The 21,296-nt window shown below is 61.6% G+C and carries 17 protein-coding genes and 1 pseudogene; 8 read left to right on the forward strand and 10 right to left on the reverse strand.

The window, feature by feature from the left end; all coding sequences use genetic code 11:
• Positions 1 to 36 precede the first annotated feature (36 nt).
• The 3 genes from C0606_11970 to grxD all read left to right on the forward strand — a co-directional run bounded on the left by C0606_11970 (position 37) and on the right by grxD (position 2,498).
• Complete coding sequence (locus tag C0606_11970; GenBank protein ID PLX37208.1) at positions 37 to 276, forward strand: BolA family transcriptional regulator; 240 nt, start codon at positions 37 to 39, stop codon at positions 274 to 276.
• Positions 277 to 463: 187 nt separating this feature from the next.
• Positions 464 to 1,729 carry a hypothetical protein gene (locus tag C0606_11975; protein PLX37209.1) on the forward strand — a complete coding sequence of 422 codons (1,266 nt, stop codon included), beginning with the start codon at positions 464 to 466 and terminating at the stop codon, positions 1,727 to 1,729.
• 433 nt (positions 1,730 to 2,162) lie between these two features.
• Positions 2,163 to 2,498 (forward strand): monothiol glutaredoxin, Grx4 family, encoded by a 336-nt coding sequence (gene grxD / locus C0606_11980; GenBank protein ID PLX37210.1) that lies wholly within the window; start codon positions 2,163 to 2,165, stop codon positions 2,496 to 2,498.
• A gap of 94 nt (positions 2,499 to 2,592) precedes the next feature.
• Here grxD and C0606_11985 read toward each other — a convergent pair whose 3' ends face one another.
• Positions 2,593 to 4,272, reverse strand: a complete 1,680-nt coding sequence (locus C0606_11985) for a methyl-accepting chemotaxis protein (GenBank protein PLX37211.1) — start codon at positions 4,270 to 4,272, stop codon at positions 2,593 to 2,595.
• 12 nt (positions 4,273 to 4,284) lie between these two features.
• The gene (locus C0606_11990; protein PLX37212.1) at positions 4,285 to 4,884 is read right to left on the reverse strand and encodes a hypothetical protein; all 600 of its coding nucleotides are present in this window, start codon (positions 4,882 to 4,884) and stop codon (positions 4,285 to 4,287) included.
• A gap of 327 nt (positions 4,885 to 5,211) precedes the next feature.
• On the opposite strand from C0606_11990, the gene C0606_11995 reads away from it, so the two are divergent.
• Positions 5,212 to 6,264, forward strand: coding sequence for a hypothetical protein (locus C0606_11995; protein ID PLX37213.1), 1,053 nt, complete (start codon positions 5,212 to 5,214; stop codon positions 6,262 to 6,264).
• Between the two features lie 10 nt (positions 6,265 to 6,274).
• On the opposite strand, the gene C0606_12000 is transcribed toward C0606_11995, so the two are convergent.
• The 4 genes and pseudogenes from C0606_12000 to C0606_12015 form a co-directional block, all read right to left on the reverse strand.
• Positions 6,275 to 7,315, reverse strand: a complete 1,041-nt coding sequence (locus C0606_12000) for an MBL fold metallo-hydrolase (GenBank protein PLX37214.1) — start codon at positions 7,313 to 7,315, stop codon at positions 6,275 to 6,277.
• A gap of 128 nt (positions 7,316 to 7,443) precedes the next feature.
• Positions 7,444 to 8,061 carry a 30S ribosomal protein S4 gene (locus tag C0606_12005; protein ID PLX37215.1) on the reverse strand — a complete coding sequence of 206 codons (618 nt, stop codon included), beginning with the start codon at positions 8,059 to 8,061 and terminating at the stop codon, positions 7,444 to 7,446.
• Between the two features lie 324 nt (positions 8,062 to 8,385).
• Positions 8,386 to 9,114, reverse strand: a pseudogene (locus C0606_12010) (glutamate racemase).
• A 68-nt stretch (positions 9,115 to 9,182) separates the two neighbouring features.
• Positions 9,183 to 10,013 (reverse strand): RNA methyltransferase, encoded by an 831-nt coding sequence (locus C0606_12015; GenBank protein ID PLX37337.1) that lies wholly within the window; start codon positions 10,011 to 10,013, stop codon positions 9,183 to 9,185.
• A gap of 190 nt (positions 10,014 to 10,203) precedes the next feature.
• Between C0606_12015 and C0606_12020 the strand changes: the two genes are divergently transcribed.
• Positions 10,204 to 11,265 carry a hypothetical protein gene (locus C0606_12020; GenBank protein PLX37216.1) on the forward strand — a complete coding sequence of 354 codons (1,062 nt, stop codon included), beginning with the start codon at positions 10,204 to 10,206 and terminating at the stop codon, positions 11,263 to 11,265.
• A gap of 63 nt (positions 11,266 to 11,328) precedes the next feature.
• Positions 11,329 to 12,543 carry an isocitrate dehydrogenase (NADP(+)) gene (locus C0606_12025; protein PLX37217.1) on the forward strand — a complete coding sequence of 405 codons (1,215 nt, stop codon included), beginning with the start codon at positions 11,329 to 11,331 and terminating at the stop codon, positions 12,541 to 12,543.
• Between the two features lie 29 nt (positions 12,544 to 12,572).
• On the opposite strand, the gene C0606_12030 is transcribed toward C0606_12025, so the two are convergent.
• The 3 genes from C0606_12030 to recA all read right to left on the reverse strand — a co-directional run bounded on the left by C0606_12030 (position 12,573) and on the right by recA (position 18,141).
• Entirely contained in the window at positions 12,573 to 13,814 is a 1,242-nt protein-coding gene (locus tag C0606_12030; protein PLX37218.1) for a cyclic nucleotide-binding protein, read from the reverse strand.
• Between the two features lie 144 nt (positions 13,815 to 13,958).
• Positions 13,959 to 16,619 (reverse strand): alanine--tRNA ligase, encoded by a 2,661-nt coding sequence (locus tag C0606_12035; GenBank protein ID PLX37219.1) that lies wholly within the window; start codon positions 16,617 to 16,619, stop codon positions 13,959 to 13,961.
• A gap of 442 nt (positions 16,620 to 17,061) precedes the next feature.
• Positions 17,062 to 18,141 (reverse strand): recombinase RecA, encoded by a 1,080-nt coding sequence (gene recA, locus C0606_12040; protein ID PLX37220.1) that lies wholly within the window; start codon positions 18,139 to 18,141, stop codon positions 17,062 to 17,064.
• A gap of 745 nt (positions 18,142 to 18,886) precedes the next feature.
• Between recA and C0606_12045 the strand changes: the two genes are divergently transcribed.
• Both C0606_12045 and C0606_12050 read left to right on the forward strand, forming a co-directional pair.
• The gene (locus C0606_12045; GenBank protein ID PLX37221.1) at positions 18,887 to 19,255 is read left to right on the forward strand and encodes a hypothetical protein; all 369 of its coding nucleotides are present in this window, start codon (positions 18,887 to 18,889) and stop codon (positions 19,253 to 19,255) included.
• 53 nt (positions 19,256 to 19,308) lie between these two features.
• Positions 19,309 to 20,679 (forward strand): hypothetical protein, encoded by a 1,371-nt coding sequence (locus C0606_12050; protein PLX37222.1) that lies wholly within the window; start codon positions 19,309 to 19,311, stop codon positions 20,677 to 20,679.
• On the opposite strand, the gene C0606_12055 is transcribed toward C0606_12050, so the two are convergent.
• Positions 20,676 to 21,104 (reverse strand): response regulator, encoded by a 429-nt coding sequence (locus tag C0606_12055; protein ID PLX37223.1) that lies wholly within the window; start codon positions 21,102 to 21,104, stop codon positions 20,676 to 20,678. The two genes, C0606_12050 and C0606_12055, sit on opposite strands and share 4 nt — an antisense overlap.
• Positions 21,105 to 21,296 lie beyond the last annotated feature (192 nt).

A 21,296-nucleotide genomic window follows, 5' to 3' on the forward strand; every position in this document is an offset into this window, starting at 1 on the left:
CGAAACGCGGCCGACAGAGCTTGGGAGAATGACACGATGGCAATGGACGCGGGCGAAATCGAAGATCTGATCCGGGCAGCTTTCCCCGACGCCGAGATCGAAATTCGCGACCTTGCCGGCGATGGCGACCACTACGCCGCCGTTGTCGTGTCGGAATCCTTCCGCGGCAAGTCGCGCGTGCAGCAGCACCAGATGGTCTATGAGGCACTGAAGGGCAACATGGGCGGCGTGCTCCACGCGCTCGCCCTGCAGACCAGCGCCCCGGCGGCTCAGTAGCCGCAACAAACGCACATTCGCGGGAATTCGAAAGCCGGCAGGGCTGACCTTGCCGGCTTTTTCGTGCCCGAGCGGAGGCCTTGCACTTCCCATTGATACGAAACCCATAGTTTCCGGGAATTGCAGACCCCACCCCTGCGCGCTTAGGCTGCATCGCAAAGATCCAGTGCACGACGGGAGGTAGACGATGCGGCGAGGCTGGAAGAGCGCGATCGGAGTTGCCGGTGTTCTCGCACTCGTGGCGGCTATCCTGTTCGGCACGGATTTCGGCCGCGGCATTGTGATGAGCGTGGTCTATCGCGCCGCCGGGCTGACCTCGACGCGGGTAACATTGCCGGGAGTTTTTTTTCGATACAAGACGGTGATCAGGGTCGACGGCACCGAAGACGTCGTCTTCGACAATGTGGTCGCGTGCAGCACGCGGATCACACGCTCAAAAGCCAATGGCTCGAGCGTTTTGGCCGGCATGACGCCGAACCTCTTCATCCGCCGCACGAAGGACAACCACGCCGTCCTCGTGACCACACCGTCGATTTGCAGCTCGGTGCGCGGCAAAGAGTCGAGATATACCTTTTCGCGGGAGGGCTTCCTGCCGCCGGCGGTGGTCTGGTTCGACGACGCCGACGATCTCACCTTCGGCATCGCCTATGTGACGCAGACGGCCTATGAAAGCCCGAAAAGCCGGCTGGAAGTCATCTCGACCTATGTCGGTCCGGCGACGCCGGAGGAGTTCGAGGCCTGGTATGACGGGCCGCGCAAGGAAAACCTCGCCAAGCAGGAGTGGATCAACCCGCCGCCCGGCACCACGCGGGCCCGGTGGGACGCGTTCAATGCTTACGGCGCGAAGGCGCTGGCAACGCGGGGACGAGCATTTCCCATAGGGTGTTTTGGAGCGCAGAGGTTTGCGCTGACGGCCGAGGGTAGTGAGATCATTCGTGCTTTTTGGCCGGAGGACCGGCCGCGCTATTGGACGCCGACGCCGAAGGAGTGGACCAAGCTTTTCGATGAACAGTTCACCGGAAAATCCTACTTCATTGGCAAAAGTGGGCGCACCAACGGAAGTCTCCAGTTTTGGGATGACAATATCGATGCAATTTATGGGCCAAGAATAGATGGTCGCAATGGTGAATGGCCTGCCGAAACCTATCCTGCAGCGAATAGCCGTAACGCGACTTTCCTAACGGAAGACGCCACAGACAAAGACTACTTCCTGCAGAAGATCTTCTTTGAGAACGGCGCCAATGACGGCTTTGCCTGGTGCTATGCCGCGAAGGGTACGCCAAGTCGTGTCTACACCGACCCGCTGCGTAGGCACTACTACGCGAACGTAGATGAACATCGCGTTCGCTCGACTGATGGTTTCAAGAATGAAATTCAATTCGTATTCGAACGCGAGCAGCACATGTTCCGATTTTTTCACTTCAGCATCCATCCCAGCGGAGGGATAGAATAATGGCAAACTATGATTACCCGACGGGCGTTGCCCTTTATGCTGCCCTGAGCGAACAGGTTTATTGCCGGATTTCTTGAACGCTACGGCCAGCAGAACACCCCGCGCCGCCGCATTGCGCCAAGGTCTCCAGCACCACCAAACCCAACGATTTTTCCCTTCCCCGATTGAACATCCGCAAAAGCACCATATAACCGTGGGAGAGAACGGATCCGGTGTCCGGCGGTTTTGCGCGCGCATGAAACCCGACATGGCCGGACATAGAGCGTATTCCCGAACCGGAGGTCCGCGTCAGCGAAAAGTGGGAACCGGTTTTCGGACAAGAATACGCGACAAACAAATAGGTAGAGCATTTTCAGTGATTCAACATTCACAGGAAATGCTCTGGATGGCGATCAGGCCGGGGGACCACCGGCCGAGCGAAAGGGACGAAGACATGAGCAGCATCAACGACTGGATCAAGCACGAAGTCGACGGCAACGACGTCATTCTCTTCATGAAGGGCACCCCGACCTTCCCGCAGTGCGGCTTCTCGGGCCAGGTCGTGCAGATTCTCGACTATCTCGGCGTCGACTATAAGGGCATCAACGTGCTCGACAGCGAAGAACTGCGCAACGGCATCAAGGAATTCTCCAACTGGCCGACCATTCCGCAGCTCTACATCAAGGGCGAATTCGTCGGCGGGTGCGACATCGTCCGCGAGATGTTCCAGGCCGGCGAACTGCACGACGCCTTCAAGGGCAAGGGCATCGCGGTCCGCGAACAGGCCTGACGATCTTCGGCCTTCGGGGTCGGTACACGGTTACAAAAACAAAAAGCCGGAGTGGTCGGACCACCCCGGCTTTTTCTTGTCTGCTCGGCTGCGATCAGGCGGCGCGGATGCGCTGCAGGAACTCGGCCATGGAGCCGCGCAGCTTTTCGGAGCGGGCAAAGAGCTCGCCGACCGCTTCGCGCATTTCCGTGGAAAGCTGTCCGGTCTGATTGGCCGACGCGCTGACATTCTCGATCGAGCTGCTGACCTGCTGGGTGCCGGTCGCGGCCTCGGAGATGTTGCGCGCGATTTCGCCGGTCGCCGCGTTCTGCTCTTCGGCGGCAGCGGCCATCGCCGCGGACCGCTCGGCAATCGTCTCGACCATACCGGCGATGGATTCCGTCGCCGCCGTCGAAAGATCGGCGACCGCCCGCATCTCCGAGATCTCGCGATCGATTTCCTCGGTCGCCTTGGAGGTCTGCTCGGCCAGCGCTTTCACTTCCGACGCCACCACGGCAAACCCGCGACCCGCTTCGCCTGCCCGCGCCGCTTCGATGGTCGCGTTGAGAGCCAGCAGGTTGGTCTGTTCGGCAATCGCGTTGATGAGCTGCGTCACATCGCCGATGCGGGCAACCACGTTCTGCAGGCTGCCGACCGCCTGATTGGCCTTGGCAACCTCTTCCTGAGCGCTCGCGGCGATCTGTGAAGCGCCGTGGATCTGGCCGTTGATCTCGTGGATAGACGCCGACAGCTCCTCGGTCGCACTCGCCACCGTCTGCACATTGCTCGTCGCCTGCCCCGCCGCCGTCGACACGGTCATCGACTGGTTGGTGGTGTCGTTGGCGATTTCGGCAAGGCTGCCCGCGGTTGCGTTGAGGTGCTCGGTGGCGGCAAGGATCTCTTCCGAGATGCCCATCACCGTCTGCTCGAACTCGGCCGCAACACGCTCGCGCTCGGCGCGCCGGTCGGCTTCGGCTTCCGCCTTGGTGCGTTCGGCGGCCTCTTCCATTTCCCGCGTGCGCACGAGATTGTCGCGGAACACGGCAAGCGCATCCGTCATGCGGCCGATCTCGTCACGCCCGTTCTCATGCGGCAGATCCACAGTAAGGTCGTTCTCGGCGAGCTTCTGCGTCTTCTCGGCAAGATCGGACAACGGCCGTGAAACCAAAACATAATTGAGGAAGCCGAGCAGAACCGCGACGCCGGTCAGCACCACCGCGCTGAAAAGCGCGATCATTTCGACAAGGCTGAGGCTGCTCTGCTGCGCTTCGGCGAGTTTCCCCTGCCGTGCGGTCAAATCTGTAAGCAGGTGGTGGATATTCTCCTCGACCTTGCCAATCGCCGCCGTACCGCGACCCGTCGTCTCCATGGCGCGCGCCAGGTCGACGGTCATCGGATCTCGCATCAGCGTGATCTGCTTCATGGTGTAGTCGTTGAGCCACCCACGCCAGCCGCTCTCGACCTCAGCGATCGTCAGCGCTGGATCGACGTCGGCAAGCGCGGCCTTGATGCCGTCCAGTTCCTTGCCGATCTGGGCGGTCCCCTTTTCGACCTCGCCGACCCAGCTGCGATCGCCGGTCAGGAAGAAGGTCTTAGCGGCGACGATCTGATCGGTCATGAGGATATCGAGTTCGCGGATATCCTGGATCAGAGCCTGGATGCGGCCGTTTTCCTCAACCGCCGTCACCGCCGACACCGATTGCGAGTAAATGAAGATGCTGGTCCCGACGCCGACGAGCGCCATGACCATGAAAGCTGCGATCCCTTTCAGGGAGACGGACATATTCTTGAACATGGTTTTTAGCCCTTAGCTCCCGGCGCCTGTACGGCGCATCAATTCGCTCAGATTGACTTCGATCGTGGCCGCGCCGATCGGCGTTTTGCCATCCTCGGCCGCGAGCGTCATGTTGAGCTGCGCCCGCCAGATCTTGAAGTCTTCGTCCCATTCCGGCTCGTCGACGAAGACCGTGCCGGCGCCGGCCGGAAACGTCTTCTGGAACTTGCCTTCATCGCCCTGCCAGAAATCCGAGGTGATCGACGACTGGCCGACATTGAGGCCCTTGTTGTCCATCACGAAGATCTCCACGAACATCCCGAGCGACTGGCCCTGGATGCGCGTCAGATAGACGGAAAGCGGATTGGACAGGGTGGCCGCGATCAGCGGCTTGTCGTCCTGCTCGCGCTCGGCGCGCCACTGCTTGTCGAGCGCGTCGATCTTCTCCTGCGAAAGTGCGCCATAGCGTTCGTTCTGTCCCTCGACCGACAGGCGCACGATCTCGGTATCGACCCAGGAACGCACCTGCTTGACGAAGTCGGGACCGAGCAACGCCGCCGCATCGGGCGGCGAACCAACGGGCTCGGCCATCGCCGTGCCGCAACAGGCGGCAAAGACGCTAGCTGCCAACATTGTACGGAGTTTAGTCATGATGGGCCCTTTTCAAGAAAGTTTGCCCATTTTGCAGCCAAAAGCATTGAACAAAGGTTTAACTATTGCAGTAACCGTTCATTTTCTGGACAAATTCCCTGGAATTATTTCCGAATCTCGTACTATTGAAGGGAATTAGATCGCCGAGCCTTTTCTTGCCCCACCGGGACAAAAGTGTCTCACCCCCTTGATAAGGATGCCGGACGGGCCGAGATTCAAGGAAGACAAAGGCGCCCGGAATTCACCCCGCGCAACCCGTCGCGGCCGGTGATTTCGGCACCCCCGGGCTCAAGCATCGGGTGTCATGACATGGCACAGCGAAACCACGGCGATCCTCGGAACATCGAACCGGCGGCTTTCCCGCATCAAGGGGGGCCGCGCGATCGGCTTCGCTTCGCCCTGCGCTACGCGGTCCTGGCGCCCTCCTCGCACAATTCGCAGCCCTGGCGATTTCGACTGCACGACGATCATGTCGACATTCTCGCCGACAACACCCGCGCCCTGTCGGCCGTTGACCCGCAGCGGCGGGAACTCGCGATGTCGTGCGGCGCCACGGCCGAGCATCTGCTTATCGCGCTTGCCGCATTCGGCATCGGCACCGAATGCCGCCTGCTGCCGGAGCCGGAGCGCCCGGACCTCGTCGCCCGCGTCACCGTCACGGGCAGCGTCGACCCAACGACCCACGATCGCGACCTCGTCGCCGCGATCCTCACGCGCCACTGCGACCGTACACCTTACGCGCCGACCGAGTTGCCGGACTTCGTGCTCGACGATCTCACCGAGGCAACGCGCACGCTCGGCATCGATCTGCGTCTGGTGCTGGATGACGAAGGGAAATCGGCCATCGCCGGTCTGGTGGCGGAAGCAACGCGCCGGCAACATGCCGATCCCGCCTTCCGCGCCGAGCTGAGCGACTGGATGCGCCGCGCTGCGGCTCCCGGAAAAGACGGGCTGTCGATGGCAGGCTTCGGCGCTCCCGATCTGGCAACACCTCTGCTTGCCGCAGCCATCCGCCGCTTCGACATTGGATCGTTGCTCGCAAAGGGCGACCGGGCGCGCATGGACGCAACACCGGTCCTCGCGGTGATGCTGAGCCCCGGCGACACACTAACGGACTGGCTGAAAACCGGCCGTGCGCTCGCCCGCCTGTTCCTGACCGCGACCGTCGCCGGCGTTTCGCTCGCCCTCGTCAACCAGCCGGTCGAAATCCCCGACCTGCGCGCCCATCTCGCAAGCCTCGTCACGGACGGTAGCGACCATCCGCAACTGCTCCTGCGCCTCGGCTATCCGGCTGGTGCGAACGCCAAGCCAAACCGGCCAAGCGCCCGCCGCTCGCTGGATGATGTTCTGGCGGAAAGCTGAGCCGACCCCATCAGGCGTCGGCCGCCACGTAGCGGAACGCGGTGTCCTTGCGCTCGGCGCGTCCGACTCCCGGCCACGGCAGGTGGTAGCCGATAAGGCCCATCTTGTCGGTCGCGATCATGTCCAGCAGCTTCTTGCGGGTCGCGACAGCCACATCCGGTTCCTGATCACGGATGAAGCGCCAGTCCGGCCGCTCGAACGACACCGCCATATGGGTGGCGGCGTCGCCGGTCACCACCAGCGTCTCGCCCTCGGATTCCAGCACCACCGACATGTGCCCCGGCGTGTGACCCGGCGTGTCGATCATGGTGATGCCCGACGACACCGACGCACCATCGCCGACGCGGGTTATCTTTTCGGCGATTGGCCCGAGGCTGCGCTGCGCGCCGAGCGCGAAGCCGTGCAGATCGTCGGGAAGCTTGGTCAGCACGTCTTCGGCCATCCAGAAATCCCATTCCGCCGAGCCCATCACGTAGGACGCGTTGGGGAACCGCTCGCTCTCGTCGAAATCATCGATGATGCCCCACACATGGTCGGGATGAGCATGGGTGAGGATGACCTTGGTCACTTCCTCGCGGTCGATGCCGGCAGCATCGAAACTGTCGGCCAGAAGCCCGGCGGAGGCGACGAAGTTCATCCCCGCGCCAGTGTCGATGAGGATCAGCTCATCGCCGCTGCGCACCATCGCGACATTGATCTTGGAGACATGCTCCTCGAGCGACAAACCGTGCGCGGAAAGCAGCGCATTGCGCTCGGCTTCCGGGATTGCCGGCGCGAGGTTGGATGTCGGAAAGCTGATGAAGCCGTCGCTGAGAACGGTGAGTTCGAAAGCGCCGAGTTTCAACGTGTGCGCCTGCGCCTGCTGCGCCACCGCCGCGCCGGTCTGCAGGCCCCAGGTCGCAAGGCCGAGCGCGCCACCGGCGGCCGCCTGCAGGAAGCCGCGCCGGTCGAGCCGCAAGCCGCCGCGTTCGCCCTCGCCTGCGCCGCCGGACGGAGTGCCGGGACAGTCCTCATTTTGAAAATCGCCCATCGAGTGGTTCCCCCTTCGCATTGTTCATTTTTGCAAATGATATGCGAAAGCACTCGCAATAAAAAAGGGCACGCCTGAGGAAAATGTGCCCTGAAACGAAAAAGGCCGCCCGAAGGCGGCCTGATCCGAAGTGTTTTCGGCGCTTTGAATTAGCGCGAATAGAATTCGACGACCAGGTTCGGTTCCATCATCACCGGGTACGGCACGTCGGCAAGCTGCGGCACGCGCACGAAGGTGGCGGTCATCTTGTTGTGGTCGGCTTCGACGTAATCCGGCACGTCGCGCTCCTGGAGCTGCACCGATTCCAGAACCAGAACCATCTGCTTGGAACGCTCACGCACCTCGATGACGTCACCGACCTTGCAGCGGTAGCTGCCGATGTTGACGCGGCGGCCGTTCACCATGACATGGCCATGGTTGATGAACTGGCGCGCGGCAAACACGGTCGGAACGAACTTGGCGCGATACACGAGGGCATCCAGACGGCTCTCAAGAATGCCGATCAGGTTCGCCGAGGTATCGCCCTTCATCCGGGTCGCTTCTTCATAGATGCGGCGGAACTGCTTCTCGGAGATGCTGCCGTAGTAACCCTTGAGCTTCTGCTTGGCCTTGAGCTGCACGCCGTAATCCGACAGCTTGCCGCGGCGGCGCTGACCATGCTGACCCGGGCCGTATTCGCGCCGGTTGACCGGGCTCTTCGGACGACCCCAGATATTTTCGCCCATACGGCGATCGATTTTGTACTTCGCGGAATGGCGCTTTGACATCGCGGTTTCCTTTGGTTCTTGTGGACCGCCGACGGGACATCCCGTACCGGCCCGATTTATGGTGCGGCTTCCTCGTCAAAGCCCGGTGGGCCGACGCGGCAGACGCGTGAAGGAAACGCGCCCTCCTTCGCTTCCCCGTTCGCAAGGAACCGGCAAGCCGACAGGGGTTGGGCGAGGCGCCCGCCTCATTCGCAGCAAGCTGCGACAACCCCACGGGTGCGTGAAAACCAACGCGGGCCTCAACGAGACCCGCGCCAGCGCTGCTCGGATACTAGACCGCGCGGCCAATGTCAAACATTGCAGGGCAAAATCCGCGGATTTCTGTCACCCGGCACCACATCGGCCATGTTCGAGGAAGGTCGCGTAGGAAAACGGCGCCGCGCGGCCGGAGGTGAACACCACCCTTCCCTCGCGAAACGCTTGCGGCCACAGCGGCGCGTCACCGCCGGTCGCGATGCCGGCAACGTCGGCGACGCGTCTGGCAATGGCATCTGCCGGATTGATCCAGCTCACCGGCCACGGTGCCAGTCGGCGAAAGACGTTCTCAAGCAGCGGATAGTGCGTGCAAGCAAGCACCACGACGTCGGTACGCTGGCCTTCCTTGTCGACGAAGCACGGCGCGATTTCCGCTGCCACCGCCGCCTCGTCGAGCGGCCGGTCGAAAAAGCGGTCTTCCGCCAGTCCGGCAAGGCGATGCGAACCGACCAGCACGATTGCCGTGTCCGGGGCATGGTCAGCAATCAGATCGAACGTGTAGTCGCGCTTGACGGTCGCCGGCGTCGCCAGCACCGCGACGATGCCGGTCTTCGTCAGCGCCGCCGCCGGCTTGATCGCCGGAACGGTACCAACGAAGGGGCAGGCAAAGCGCGCCCTGAGCACCGGCAGCACCAGCGTCGACGCGGTATTGCAGGCGATCACCACCACATCGGGGCGATGTTACGCGATCAGCGTCTCGAACAGCGCGACGATCCGCTCTTTGAGAGAATCGGCCTCCCACTCGCCATAGGGAAAGCCGGCATCATCGGCGACATAGACAATCTCGGCATCGGGCATCCGCGCAACGATCGGGCCGAGCACGGTTACCCCGCCGATGCCGGAATCGAAGACGAGAATGCGCGTCGTCAATTGGCCGTCTCCGCTGCGTCGTCATCCCCCGACGCAGCCGCCTGCGCGGCCTTCGCCGCCGCCTTGCGTTCGCTTTTCGCCCGCCGTCGCGCGGCGATCTCCTCCGGCGACAGCGGCCCGACCTCGAGCGCGGCGACGACACCGCGCAACGTCCGCACTTCCTGGTCGCTCAACTGCGCCTTCTGGAAGATGTTGAGCAGATTGCGCGTCATCACCGGCTTCTTCTCCTCGGGCCGGAAATAGTTGACCGCATCAAGCGCCTCTTCCAGATGCGCCATCAGCCGCAACACGTCTTCCTTGGAAGCCGGCGGCGAACCCTCGGTAGCGGCAAACGGCAGGTCCGCACCGACCGACGCCTTGCGCCATTCATAGGAGAGGATGAGAACGGCCTGCGCGATATTGAGCGAGGCGAACGTCGGATCGACCGGCAGCGTGACGATCTCATCGGCCAGCGCCACCTCGTCATTGGTCAGGCCCCAGCGCTCGCGCCCGAACAGAATGCCGGTGCGCACGCCGTCGCGCGACAGCGACGCACAGCGCGCTGCCGCTTCTTCCGGCCCGACCACCGCTTTCGCCATCTCGCGCGAGCGCGCCGTCGTCGCATAGACGAAGCCAAGATCGGCCACGGCCTCTGCCGCCGTATCATAGACCGTGATCCCGTCGATCACATGGTCGGCACGGCTCGCGGCGCCACGGGCGCGCTCATTCGGCCAGCCATCGCGCGGATTGACGATGCGCATCTCGGCAAGGCCGAAATTGGCCATCGCACGCGCAGCCGTGCCGATGTTCTCGCCGAGCTGCGGCTCGACCAGAATGATGATGGGCATGGATGCCGCCGGGGCGGCATTCGAAGGGGAAACGCTGTGTTCGTCGGTCATGGCGCGTGTGATAGCAAGCACCCCCGGCTTCGGCAATCGGATTGCATGGCCTTGCCCCGCCGCTGTAGTGTTGCGCCGCCGACGCGGCAACAGCTCTTAACGCAATACCCGCCCGCAACAGCCGGGCGAGCAGGATGCGATGTCCGACAAGACGATCTTTCTCCACATCGGCACCGAAAAGACGGGAACGAGCTACATCCAGCGGGTTTTTCACCTCAACAAGGGACGCCTGGCGGCCCGCCGCGGGGTCCTTTATCCGCAAACCCATTATGGTCTCGACGAAGAACAGGTCACGCCAAAGCACATCTTCCTCAGGAAGGCCGTGACCGCGGTGCATGTGCAGTCGGTGTTCCCACTGAACCTTGCGACCATGATCGGCGGCAAGCGCGCCTTCTATCGCCGCAATCTCGCCCGCCTGAACCCCGTGTTCGCCGAGATCGACGCCTCCCCCTGTCCCAAGGTGTTCCTCAGCGAGGAAGCGGTCTACGCCGAAAGCGCTTATGCGGCGCCGTTCTTCGCCGCTCTGCGCGAGCGCTACGACGTTCATGTAGTCGTCCAGTTCCGCCGTCAGGACCAGTATCTGGAGTCGCTCTATGGCGAGAGCGTGAAGAACGGCACCGCCTCCGATATCGAAACCTATCTGGAGACAGCCGAAGTGCGAAAGCGGCTCGACTACGCCGCGATGCTGCGTCACTGGGAGGCGTACTTCGAACCCGCCTGCATCCACGTCGACCGCTACGGTTCCGACGATGCGCTGCAGAAGATCTTCGACGTGCTCGGCATCGCGCCGCTGAAAAAGCCGAAAGAGCCGAAATTCGACAATCCCTCGTTAAACCCCGAGGCGATCGAGTTGATGCGCCACGTCAACGCCCGCAACAGGATCTCACCGCGCTGGCCGGGGCCGCGCCAGCACCGCGATCTGCGCCACATCGTGCAGACGATCACGAAGCCCGGCAAACCCGTGTTCCTGACCCGCGAGCAAAGGCTTGCAATCCTTGAGCGCTACCGGGCCGGCAATGACGACATCGCGAAGCGCTATCTGGCGCCGCGCGGCGAGCCCAAAAGCCTGTTCGAGACCGCGCCGGATCGCTTCCCGCCGGACGATGCCGTGATGCGTCCGCTGCCGTCTAAATATAAGCAAGAGCTTATAGATCGGCTGCGTCAGGAACTCGCCCGTATTGGCAAACAGTACAACTTGTGAAGCCATCGGCGCTCGTCTAGGGTGGCGCCGATTTCTCCCCCTGGAAAAAGTTCGAGGTCCGCAATGGCGAAAATTAAGGTGCAGAATCCGGTCGTCGAAATCGACGGCGACGAGATGACCCGGATCATCTGGCAGCTCATCAAGGACAAGCTGATCCACCCCTATCTCGACATCGATCTGAAGTATTTCGACCTCAGCATCGAAAACCGCGATGCCACCGACGATCAGGTCACGGTCGACTCTGCCAACGCGATCAAGGAACACGGCGTCGGCGTCAAGTGCGCCACCATCACGCCGGACGAAGCCCGCGTCGAGGAATTCGGCCTGAAGAAGATGTGGCGTTCGCCGAACGGCACCATCCGCAACATCCTCGGCGGCGTCATCTTCCGTGAGCCGATCATCATGCAGAACGTGCCGCGGCTCGTTCCCGGCTGGACGCAGCCGATCATCGTCGGCCGTCACGCTTATGGCGACCAGTACCGCGCCACCGACTTCCGTTTCCCCGGCAAGGGCAAGCTGACCATCAAGTTCGTCGGCGACGACGGTGACGTGATCGAACGCGAGGTCTTCGACGCGCCGAGCTCGGGCGTCGCCATGGCGATGTACAATCTCGATGAGTCGATCATCGACTTCGCCCGCGCCTCGATGAACTACGCGCTCAACCGCAAGGTCCCGTGCTACCTGTCGACCAAGAACACAATCCTGAAGGCCTATGACGGTCGCTTCAAGGATCTGTTCCAGGAAGTCTACGAGAACGAGTTCAAGGACAAGTTCGAAGAAGCCAAGATCTGGTACGAGCACCGGCTCATCGACGATATGGTCGCGGCGTCTCTGAAGTGGTCCGGCGGCTATGTCTGGGCGTGCAAGAACTACGACGGCGACGTTCAGTCCGACACCGTCGCGCAGGGCTTCGGCTCGCTCGGCCTGATGACCTCCGTGCTGATGAGCCCGGACGGCCGCACCGTCGAGGCCGAGGCCGCGCACGGCACCGTGACCCGTCACTACCGCCTGCATGAGCAGGGCAAGGAAACCTCGACCAACTCGATCGCTTCGATCTTTGCGTGGACCCGTGGCCTCGCCCACCGCGCCAAGCTCGACGACAATGCCGAGCTCAAGAGCTTCGCCGAAACACTCGAGAAGGTCTGCATCGACACCGTGGAGTCGGGCTTCATGACGAAGGATCTGGCGCTGCTGGTCGGCCCGGACCAGAAGTGGCTGTCGACCACCGCCTTCCTCGACAAGATCGACGAGAACCTGCAGAAGGCGATGGCGGCCTAACTCTCAGTTGGCACTATCGTTGAGACGATTTACACGCCGTCGGGTCTTTCCGGATCCGGCGGCGTTTGTTCGAGTTCTTCCTCGACCAGATCGCCGCCCGGCGTCACGATCTCACTGCCGAGCCGCGAGCGCGCGACCGAGCGGATATGCGCACCGATCGTCTGGTTGCGCGTCATCAGGATGTGCAGATCATCGGCATCGAGCGCCAGCAGCGTCGAGCGCGACAGCGCCGTGACATTGCCCGAGCGTTCGGTGTGCTTGAGCACGGCTATTTCGCCGAAGAATGCGCCATCGCCCAACTCGTAGCTCGCGTCGCGCAGATCGATCTGCACCCGCCCCGAGGCAATGAAATACATTGACCGCGCCGGCTCACCGCGCCGCGCGATGATCGCACCGCGCTCGACGATCTGTGCCCGCAACAGCTTCATCACTTCGGCGATCTCGGAAGCCGACATCTGCGCGAACAGCGGCACGCGCGCGACCATGCCCCAGGTGACGACAAAGTCGCGCTGATGGATCTCGCGGGCGAATGCCGTCGCGACGATACCGATCGGCAGCGCGAACATGCCGTAGCCGAGCAGCATGACGACGCCGGCAATGAACTTGCCCGACGCGGTGATCGGCACCACATCGCCATAGCCAACCGTCGTCAGCGTGGCGATCGCCCACCACATGGAGGCCGGGATCGAACCGAATTTTTCCGGCTGCGCCTGATGTTCGACGATGTGGATGACGGAAGCCGCCATCAGCACGACGCCGAGGATGATGACGAGACTGCCGAGCAGCGCCCGCTTTTCGGATTCGATCGCCGACGCGAGCGAACGAATGCCGATCGAATAACGCACCAGCTTGAGGAACCGGACGAGCCGGAACACCCGCAGCATGCGCAGGTCGGTAACGGGGAACAGAAAGCCGATGAAGAACGGCATGATCGCGAGGAGGTCGATGACCGCCCAGGGGCTGACCATGTAACGCAGCCGCGCCAGCGACGGCCGCAGATGACGCAGCGTGGTGAACTCGTCGGCAACCCAGACCCGCGCCGCATATTCGAGCGAGAACAGGATCACCGAGAAGATCTCGACGGCGAGAAAGAGCTTGTGGTGTTTGGCCGAATATTCAGGAACGGTTTCCAGCGCCACCGAAATCAGATTGATCACGATCAGGGCTATAAGAGACCGATCCACCAGCTTGCTGGTGAGATCCCCTGCAGCGCCTTCTTCCAGCACCTCGAAAACGCGGTGCTTCACGCGAGCGTAGCGCGTCGCGCTCATCGCTTCACCTTCCCAGTCCTGTCCTTACCCGAAATCCTTCTTATCGCAGAAAGGTTGATAAGGTCTGAGGCCAAGGCGTTATGGCAAAGCAAAAGGGCGGCCCCGCCGGGAGCCGCCCTTGAAACTGCGTCTTGTTTCGACGGCCTAGTCGGCCGCGCGGATCGCCGCTTCGATGGCCGCGAGCGCGGCCTCGGTCTTCGAGCCGTCCGGCCCGCCGGCCTGCGCCATGTCGGGACGACCGCCGCCGCCCTTGCCGCCAACCTCCTGCGAGCCGACGCGCACCAGATCGACCGCGCTGAAGCGGTCCGTCAGATCCGACGTCACGCCAACGACGATGCCGGCCTTGCCATCGTCCGACGCGCCCGCGATGACGACGATGCCCGAACCGATCGACTTCTTGCCCTCGTCGACGAGACCCTTGAGGTCTTTCGGGCTGACGCCGGAAATCGCGCGCGCCATCAGCTTGATGCCGTTGATATCGCGGACCGGCGTTTCCGCAGCGCCCGAACCGCCGCCCATCGCCAGCGCCTTCTTGGCTTCGGCCAATTCGCGCTCCAGCTTGCGGCGTTCATCGACCAGCGACGACAGCCGCTCGACGAGCTGAGCCGGCGCCACCTTGAGCACCGACGCCGCCTCGCGCAGCCGCTTGTCCTGTTCTTCCAGATAGTGGCGCGCGGCGTTGCCGGTCAGCGCCTCGATGCGGCGCACGCCGGCGGCAACTGCGGATTCGCCGACCACCGTCAGCAGGCCGATATCGCCGGTGCGCGCGACATGGGTGCCGCCGCACAGCTCCACCGAATAGGGCTTTCCGCCGCCGTCGAGCGCGTCGCCCATGGTCACCACGCGCACCTCATCGCCGTATTTCTCACCGAACAGCGCCATCGCGCCGGCCTCGATCGCCTCGTCGACCGCCATCAGCCGCGTCGACACCGGTGCGTTCTGCAGTACCACCTCGTTGACGATCTCGTCGATCGCGGCAAGCTCCCCGCCTTCGATCGGTTTCGGATGCGAAAAGTCGAAGCGCAACCGCTCCGGCGCCACCATAGAACCCTTCTGGGCAACGTGATCGCCGAGCACGTTGCGCAGCGCCGCATGCAGCAGGTGGGTCGCCGAGTGGTTCGAGCGGATGGCCGCGCGGCGCTCATGATCGACGGTCATTTCGAGCGCTTCACCAACGGCGATTTCGCCTTCTTCCACGACGCCAACATGGACGAAGACGCTTTCGGCCTTCTTCTGAACATCGGTGACGCAGAAGCGCCCGTTCGGGCCCGCCATGATACCGACATCGCCGACCTGGCCGCCGCTCTCGCCATAGAACGGCGTCTGGTTGACGACCACCGCGCCTTCGGCACCCTTGGCGAGCGTCTTCACACGGTCGCCATCGGCGACCAGCGCAGTCACGACGCCTTCCGCCTTCTCCGTATCGTAGCCGAGGAACTCGGTGCCGCCGACCTCTTCGCGCAGCGCGAACCAGACGGTTTCCGTCGCCGCCTCGCCGGACCCGGCCCAGGCCGCACGGGCCTCGGCACGCTGGCGCTCCATCGCCGTCGAAAAACCGTCATTGTCGACACTGATGCCGCGCGGACGCAGCGCATCCTGCGTCAGATCGAGCGGGAAGCCATAGGTGTCGTAGAGTTTGAATGCCGTCTCGCCGTCGAGCCGGTAGCCGTCGCCCATCGAACCGGTCGCGTCCTCAAGCAGTGAGAGCCCGCGTTCCAGCGTGCGGCGGAAACGGACTTCCTCCAGCTTCAACGTCTCGGAAATCAGTGCCTCGGCGCGGCCAAGCTCGGGATAGGCGCGGCCCATTTCGCGCACCAGGACGGGAACCAGCCGCCAGATCAGCGGCTCGCGCGCGCCGAGCAGGTGCGCATGGCGCATGGCGCGGCGCATGATCCGGCGCAGCACATAGCCACGGCCTTCATTGGACGGCAGCACGCCGTCGGCAATCAGGAAGCTCGTCGCGCGCAAATGATCGGCGATGACGCGATGGCTCGCGGTCGCGGCACCTTCCGCCTTGACGCCGGTGAGATCTTCCGAGGCGCCGATCAGCGCCCGGAACAGGTCGATGTCGTAATTGTCGTGCACGCCCTGCATGACCGCGGCGACGCGTTCAAGCCCCATGCCCGTGTCGATCGACGGCTTCGGCAGATTGACCCGCTCATCCTTGGAGAGCTGCTCGTACTGCATGAAGACGAGGTTCCAGATCTCGATGAACCGGTCGCCATCTTCTTCCGGCGAACCCGGAGGACCACCCCAGATATGCTCGCCGTGATCGTAGAAGATCTCGGAGCACGGCCCACACGGGCCGGTCTCGCCCATCGACCAGAAATTGTCCGATGTCGGAATGCGGATGATGCGGTCTTCCGGCAGGCCCGCGATCTTCTTCCACAGGTCGAATGCCTGGTCGTCCTCGGAATAGACAGTCACCAGCAGTTTCTTCTCCGGCAGACCGAATTCCTTGGTCACAAGGTTCCAGGCGAGTTCGATCGCGACATCCTTGAAATAGTCGCCGAACGAGAAATTCCCGAGCATCTCGAAAAAAGTGTGGTGCCGGGCCGTATAGCCGACATTGTCGAGGTCGTTGTGCTTGCCGCCTGCGCGCACACATTTCTGCGAGGTCACCGCACGATCATAGGGCCGCGTTTCAAGTCCGGTGAAGACGTTCTTGAACTGCACCATGCCTGCATTGGTGAACATCAGTGTCGGATCGTTGCGCGGAACCAGCGGGCCTGACGGGACGATCTCATGCCCGTTCCGCTTGAAGTAATCCAGAAACGCACTGCGAATTTCGTTGACGCCGCTCATACCCGACCGAGAACCCTTCTTGCGATCTGTCTCCGGCCCAATTGCCTGCTTGGGATGCACCGGATTGCCGCACTGACAAAGCCTAATTCTGCGTGGTTTTAGCGGCGACGCGTGAGCCTGTCCACAAGCCGTGGCGGATACCATCAAATTGCCCGCCGATGTGTGTCCGCACGCCCCTTTCGGGTACGGCACATCAATGCTGACATGCAGGTCCATCGGGGATATCGGGCTGATACGTCAAACGGCAAGTGTTTCCCGCACCCGACACAGCCGCAGCGTACCAACGCAGTACGCCGCCGCCCCGACCTGCCCTGTTGAAGTCCCTCAACGAAGGCCGTCGGGTACGACAGAGGTAACGCGCCCGAAACGAAAATGCCGGCACCCATCGAGCGCCGGCATCGCAAGTTCCACAATCGAACAGGCCTGTTGAGGCAGCACCTGATCAGGCTTCGGCGGCGACGTCCCCGTCGTCTTCCTCGTCGCCCTGCAGGATCTGCTCGGCGATCAGTCCGGCATTCTGGCGCACCGCCATCTCGATCGCATCAGCGACTTCCGGATTGTCCTTGAGGAACTGTTTGGCATTCTCACGGCCCTGGCCGAGCCGCTGACTGTCATAGGAGAACCATGCGCCGGACTTTTCGACGATACCGGCTTTCACGCCAAGATCGAGCAGTTCGCCGGTCTTCGAAACGCCTTCGCCGTACATGATGTCGAACTCGACCTGCTTGAACGGCGGCGCCAGCTTGTTCTTGACCACTTTCACGCGGGTCTGGTTGCCGACGACCTCGTCACGGTCCTTCACCGAACCGATTCGGCGGATATCGAGGCGCACCGAGGCGTAGAACTTCAGCGCATTGCCGCCGGTCGTCGTCTCGGGGCTACCGAACATCACGCCGATCTTCATGCGGATCTGGTTGATGAAGATGACCATGCACTTCGAGCGCGAGATCGAAGCGGTCAGCTTGCGCATCGCCTGGCTCATCAGCCGCGCCTGCATGCCGGGCAGCGAATCACCCATCTCGCCTTCGAGTTCGGCGCGCGGCGTCAGCGCTGCAACCGAATCGACCACCAGCACGTCGACCGCGCCGGAACGCACCAGCGTATCGGCAATTTCCAGCGCCTGTTCGCCGGCATCCGGTTGTGAGATCAGCAGCTCATCGATCTTCACGCCCAACTTGCGCGCGTAAACCGGATCTAGTGCATGCTCCGCGTCGACAAAGGCGCAGATGCCGCCCTTCTTCTGGGCTTCGGCGACCGTGTGCAAAGCCATGGTCGTCTTGCCCGAGGATTCCGGCCCGTAGATCTCGACGATACGGCCGCGCGGCAGGCCGCCAATGCCGAGCGCAATATCAAGCCCGAGCGATCCGGTCGACACCACCTCGACCTCAACCACCGATCCCTGGCCAAGGCGCATGACTGAACCCTTGCCGAACGCTCGTTCGATCTGACTGAGCGCGGCGTCGAGCGCCTTCGTTTTATCCATTGCATTGCCCTCGATTAGGCGAAGTGAGGTCTGTGACATCGCCGGAGACTCCTTATTCCACGAAGCGGCGGACGGTTCAATTAGAGGTAATGTACATGTTTTGTTCTCAATAGCAAGCAGCCTCGTAAATATCTGAGATAACGTATGCTTTGTACAACTGTTCTGAAAATGTTCCGGTTGGCCTGTCACTGTCTTCGCTGTGTACGGCATGCGCTCGGAGCCTTGGCCGCGCTCACCGCGCGATTCGGTGCAGTCCTGCCTGAAGTGGATTGCGATCAAAGAAACGGAAAGCTGAAAGCGGGGAACAGCGCTCTCCAGGCCGGTGTGTGCGGTCACGCCCTGAAGCCGGCGCGTGACCTCGCTCTTGCGAAACGATTGCCTCGGATTGCGTGGGCGACACGGCGACCATGTTGGCTGCCCAGGCGCTCATTTCCCCGGGCACCTCCCGAACCCCCCCCAATGCGTAAGGATTATTTACCCATTTTCGGAAGTAACACCGGCGCAGAAAGCGTCCATGTCGTGCAATTCGGACAACACCCTCCGCAGCCGTTGCGTCCAAAGTGCAAAATTCAAAGAAACAATATTCGTACTATTTGCATACATAAAGAGATTGTGATTTGCCGACAAAAAACAACGTTGATTTTCAAACGTGTTTACGTATTTTATTATTCGTTGTTTATTTGCGAGACCAAGTCATCGATCCGAGGCATGAGAAGTAGCGTTTGCAGACAGTTCGGTAAGTAAGGATCGTCAACCGCCAGCTGCGACCCGGGGGGCGCACCGAATGATCCCAACCTTCTTGTTGATTGACGACGACACGTGCATGCATCGCTTGCTCGATGCGTTTCTGCAGCGCCGGTTTTCGTCCGGATACCAACTCATTTCCGCACACGATCTGAATGACGGAATAGAATGGCTGAAATCGGCCGCTGCCGCTTATGACGCCATCTTCCTCGACAGCCGACTGCCACCGTTTCGCGACGCAACCGAAACGCTTCCTCTGGTGAAAGACGCCGCGCCGGACGCGAGGGTATTCGTCATATCCGCCGACACCGGCGACGATGCATTCGCCGAGAACATTGGCCCGATGGCGGACGGCTTTCTCGACAAGTTCGCGCTCGGCGATGAAATACGAAACGGCCTTGTCGGCTAGCAAGCCACAGCCATCCTCATCCTGTTTTCTATGCGTTGCGATCGGGAAGAAGCATGAGTAGGCATTTGAAAAGGACGTTCCTCGTCGACGTCCTGGTTCTGTTTGCGCTTTTCATTTCCGTTTTTGCAGTCGACGCCTATTTCCACCGAGCGCTGATCCGTTACGACAAATTCGTCGCGCAATACCTTGAGGATCTTTCCGAGCTGGAACGAGCCATCGGCTATGGTGGGCTGATCCATCATTTCAAGAATTACCTGCTGCGTCCCGATGAAGAGCGCTATTATCGAGACTCGAAGAAGACCGGTGAAAAAGCCCTTGCGCTGATCGAGAAGATCTCGACCAACACCCTCTTCTCGGACGACTTCACCTCGCTGGAAAAGGCCCGGACGATGGCACTGGCTTATCTGGCGCGTCTGGATACAGCGCGAAAAATGGCCCGCGAAGGTGCTAGCGCGCGGGCCATCGACAAGATCGTGCGTTTCGACGACAGCGAAGCCCTGCACGACATCGCCCAGCTTCATTCACGCATTGACGCGGCGAAATCTCAGGAACAGGAACGCCTGTCGAAGATCCTTGCGATTTCGAAATTCATCCTGCTCGGCTTCGCCGTGATCAGCGCCTATTGGCTGTTCAAGGTCCAGCAAAACCGCCAGAAGATCAGCCGTGCGGAAGAGGAACTCAAGAACAAGGAACAGATCGAGCGGACCAACCGCAAGCTCGAGGCCAGCAACGCCGCACTTCAGCAATTCGCCGGCGTCGTGTCGCACGATCTGAAGGGGCCTGTGCGCAACATCGCTCTCTATGCGGAGTTCATCGCCGAAAGCGCCGACAAACCGGACGAGGTTCGCCAGAACGTCGGCACCATCGCCGAGCTCGCCGCGCGCATGCACAAGATGATCGAAAAGCTGCTGGAATTCGCCCGCCTCGGTTTTTCCACGCCGTCGCTGGAAGAGGTCAACATGGCGGAGCGGGCGGAAAAGATCGCCGACGAGATCCGCGTCGCGGCCGCTGATCTGGCGCCCGTCATCAATATCGACCCGGACATGCCGCCCGCCTATGCCGATCCGGTCCTGATTGAACGCGTGCTCAGCAACCTCATTCAGAACAGCGTCAAATATGTCGCCGAAGGCACGGCCCCGAACGTTCGGGTGTCCGGCGCGCCCGCCACCGATGATAATTACGTTCTCTATTCGATCACCGACAACGGCATCGGTATCGACGGCCAATACAGCAAGAAGATTTTCGAGCCGATGTACCGTCTACACGGCAAGGCGAGCCGATATGAGGGTGTCGGGGTCGGGTTGAGCCTGGTCAGGGCGATCATTCAGTCGCATGGCGGCGACATCTGGCTCGATCCAGACTATCGCCACGGATCGCGCTTCTACTGGACCCTGCCGAGCACGACCGGCTCGACACAGGTTTAATTCGGCAACAGGGTCTCACCGAACCAGAAATCGACGATGCTTTCCGCCATCTTGCGATAGCTCTCCAGGCTGTGCGGCTTCGAGAGGAACGCGTTGGCGTGATACTCATAGCACACGCGCACTTCGTCTTCGTCATCCGTCGTCGACAGGACGATGACCGGAATCGCCTTCAGCTCGGCGTTGCACTTCAGGCTGGCCAGCAGCCCGTAGCCATCCATGCCCGGCATCCGCAGATCCGTCAGAACCAGATCCGGATCCGCAGCGCCCGATTTCAGCATCTGCATTGCATCGATGCCGTCGGACGCGAACTTGACCTCGATCTCCGACGCATAGGGCGCAAGAGCCTTGCCGATGATCGCCTGATCGATCGGGTCGTCTTCCACCACGAGAAGGACGCGCATATCAGCCATTTTCGCCACCGCCATCAATGTTATAATTGATTCATCTTACCATATCCCCGGACATAAAAATACAACAACACGCATTTTCCCACATAATACGTTCGAAGAACGCGAATTTCATAGTATTTACGCTAGGTAAAACTCAATAAACATGCGAAAAATGGATTTTATTCAGGAGAATACTTTCCGCCCCCATCGATTGGGAAAAAATCAACG

It is taken from the genome of Hyphomicrobiales bacterium (genome assembly GCA_002869065.1).
Taxonomy (GTDB): domain Bacteria; phylum Pseudomonadota; class Alphaproteobacteria; order Rhizobiales; family Rhodobiaceae; genus Rhodobium.